This window comes from Faecousia intestinalis (assembly GCF_040096185.1).
GTDB lineage: Bacteria > Bacillota > Clostridia > Oscillospirales > Oscillospiraceae > JAZOXB01.
Genome location: NZ_JBBMFF010000121.1, coordinates 1 through 2,515, shown reverse-complemented (window position 1 = coordinate 2,515; position 2,515 = coordinate 1). Strand labels below are relative to the sequence as shown.

The following is a 2,515-nucleotide window of genomic DNA, read 5'->3' as shown; positions in this document are numbered from 1 at the left end:
GGCGCTTTGCGCCGGGGGAGATTTCTGCGCAATTTGCCGTAAATATCCGCAGAATGCGGTTTACTTTCACAATATAGTGTGTTAAAATAAAGATATCCAAATATCCGGAGGTGTTATCCCATGGACAGCAGGAACAAACGCTCAGATAAAAACAGCGAGCTGTATCGCGCGATCACCGCGCTGGATTCGCTCGATGACTGCTATGATTTTCTCGTCGACCTGTGCACACAGCCGGAGCTGAAGGCCATGGAGCAGCGCTATGAGGTCGCCCGCATGCTCGATCGCGGCATGATCTACAGCGACATCCTCGCCGAGACGAGCGCCAGCTCCGCAACCATCAGCCGCGTGAACCGCTGCCTGACGGGCGGTACGGGCGGCTATGAGCGCGCTTTTGCAAAAGTCGATGCGGAGGAAAAGAAATGAGCCCCGAAGCAAGGGAACCCTATGAAACGCTCGCGGGCGCGTATGACGGGCTGACGACCGATGTGGACTATGCCGCCGTGCTGCAGTTTTTCGAGACCGTCCTGCAGCGCGCGGGGCATTCGCCAAAGACCGTGCTGGACCTTGCCTGCGGCACCGGCTCTATGTCCGTGCTGTTGGCGGAGCGCGGCTATCGCGTCATCGGTGCGGATATTTCCGAGGAAATGCTGACGGCCGCCGCACAGAAGGCTGCAGCCATGGCGGAAAACCCGCCGTTCTTCATTTGCCAGCCCATGCAGCGCCTGACCCTGCCGGAGCCTGTGGAGGCCATTGTGTGCCTCCTGGACAGCCTGAACTATCTGACGGAGCCGGAGGACTGCCGCAAGACGTTTCACCGCGTCTGGCGCGCGCTGCGGCCCGGCGGCATGTTCTTTTTCGATATCAACACGCCACAAAAGCTGCGCGGGCTGGACGGGCAGGTTTTCCTCGATGAGAATGACGAGTCCTACTGCGTCTGGCGAGCGGAATTTGACGAAGAAGAGAACTGCTGCTACTATGGCATCGATCTGTTCCGCCGCAGGGGTGCACTGTGGGCGCGCAGCTTTGAGCAGCACTGTGAATATGCCTATGACCCGGACACGCTGGAGCAGTGGCTCCGCGAGGCGGGCTTTGCGCGTGTAGAGTGCTTCGGTGACCGCACGCTGACGCCGCCCGGTCCGGACGAGCAGCGCATGTATTTTGCCGCATGGAAGGAGTAACTGCAATGCAGGATCACATTGTTCGCGCCATCACGAAGGATGGCTTTCTGAAGGCGACGGCCATCTGCTCCACGGGGATCGCGGAGCGCGCCCGCCAGATCCACCGCACCACGGCCACGGCCACAGCCGCGCTCGGCCGCGTCCTGACGGCTGCCTCGATGATGGGCAACATGCAGAAGGTCGAAAACGGCACGCTGACGCTGCAGATCAAGGGCGGCGGCCCGCTTGGGACGCTGCTGGCCGTTTCGGATGCCGAGGGCAATGTCCGCGGCTATGTGCAGAATCCCGGCATCACGCTGCTGGAGAAGTATGCGGGCAAACTGGATGTCGGCGCTGCCGTCGGCACGGACGGCATGCTCACGGTCATCCGCGACCTGCAGATGAAGGAACCCTATGTCGGCTCCGTCGCGCTCGTCTCCGGCGAGATCGGCGATGATGTGACGGCATACTTTGCCCAGAGCGAGCAGACGCCGACGGCCTGTGCGCTCGGTGTGCTCGTCGGCCGCGACCAGACGGTCAGCGTGGCGGGCGGCTATCTCATCCAGCTGCTGCCGGATGCGCCGGACGCCCTCATCGACCGGCTCGAGGCCGGTATCCGCGCCGCAGGCGCCGTGACGCCCATGCTCTCCGAGGGGCTGACGCCGGAGGCTATGCTGCGCCGCGTGCTGGACGGCTTCGAGCTGGAGTTCCTCGAGAATACGCCGGTGAGCTATCGCTGCTACTGCTCGCGCGAGCGCGTGACCTCGACGCTCATTGCCATCGGCCGCAAAGACCTCGAGGAGATCGTCGCGGAAGGAAAGCCCATCAATCTCGAGTGCCAGTTCTGTGATCAGGTCTATACCTTCACGCCGGAGGAGATCTCGGACCTCCTGAAAAAGATTTAAAGAAACTTGAAAATAATCGAAAAAGTGCTTGACAAAATGGGGACCTGCGTGTATAATAAGACCCGTCGCTGATGAGTGATCGCCACTCAGAAGGACGCAGGGGAGCATAGCTCAGCTGGGAGAGCACATGCCTTACAAGCATGGGGTCACAGGTTCGAGCCCTGTTGTTCCCACCATTATCTGGCCCGGTGGTGCAGTCGGTTAGCACGCCAGCCTGTCACGCTGGAGGTCGACGGTTCGAGTCCGTTCCGGGTCGCCATTTTTAAAGCATCTGAGCCGAGTTTAACTCGGCTCAACATGCCTCTGTAGCTCAGTAGGTAGAGCAGCGGACTGAAAATCCGCGTGTCGTTGGTTCAACTCCGACCGGAGGCACCAGATGCGGGTGTAGCTCATCTGGTAGAGCGCCACCTTGCCAAGGTGGAGGTAGCGAGTTCGAGCCTCGTCACCCGCTCC

At 60.8% G+C, this 2,515-nt stretch carries 3 protein-coding genes and 4 tRNA genes; all 7 read left to right on the top strand.

Features of this window, described 5'->3' with window-relative positions; genetic code table 11:
- Positions 1–120 precede the first annotated feature (120 nt).
- The 7 genes from WMO66_RS02360 to WMO66_RS02330 all read left to right on the top strand — a co-directional run bounded on the left by WMO66_RS02360 (position 121) and on the right by WMO66_RS02330 (position 2,513).
- Positions 121–423 (top strand): YerC/YecD family TrpR-related protein, encoded by a 303-nt coding sequence (locus WMO66_RS02360; RefSeq protein WP_349134802.1) that lies wholly within the window; start codon positions 121–123, stop codon positions 421–423.
- Positions 420–1,178, top strand: coding sequence for a class I SAM-dependent DNA methyltransferase (locus WMO66_RS02355; RefSeq protein WP_349134801.1), 759 nt, complete (start codon positions 420–422; stop codon positions 1,176–1,178). The genes WMO66_RS02360 and WMO66_RS02355 overlap by 4 nt, the downstream gene beginning before the upstream one ends.
- A 5-nt stretch (positions 1,179–1,183) precedes the next feature.
- Positions 1,184–2,062: an Hsp33 family molecular chaperone HslO gene (hslO, locus tag WMO66_RS02350; protein ID WP_349134800.1), complete on the top strand. Its 879-nt coding sequence runs from the start codon at positions 1,184–1,186 to the stop codon at positions 2,060–2,062.
- 100 nt (positions 2,063–2,162) lie between these two features.
- Positions 2,163–2,238: transfer RNA gene (locus WMO66_RS02345), tRNA-Val, on the top strand.
- Positions 2,239–2,244: 6 nt separating this feature from the next.
- A tRNA-Asp gene (locus WMO66_RS02340) sits at positions 2,245–2,321 on the top strand.
- A 40-nt stretch (positions 2,322–2,361) separates the two neighbouring features.
- Positions 2,362–2,437 (top strand) — tRNA-Phe (locus WMO66_RS02335).
- A 3-nt stretch (positions 2,438–2,440) separates the two neighbouring features.
- Positions 2,441–2,513: transfer RNA gene (locus WMO66_RS02330), tRNA-Gly, on the top strand.
- Positions 2,514–2,515: the final 2 nt, after the last annotated feature.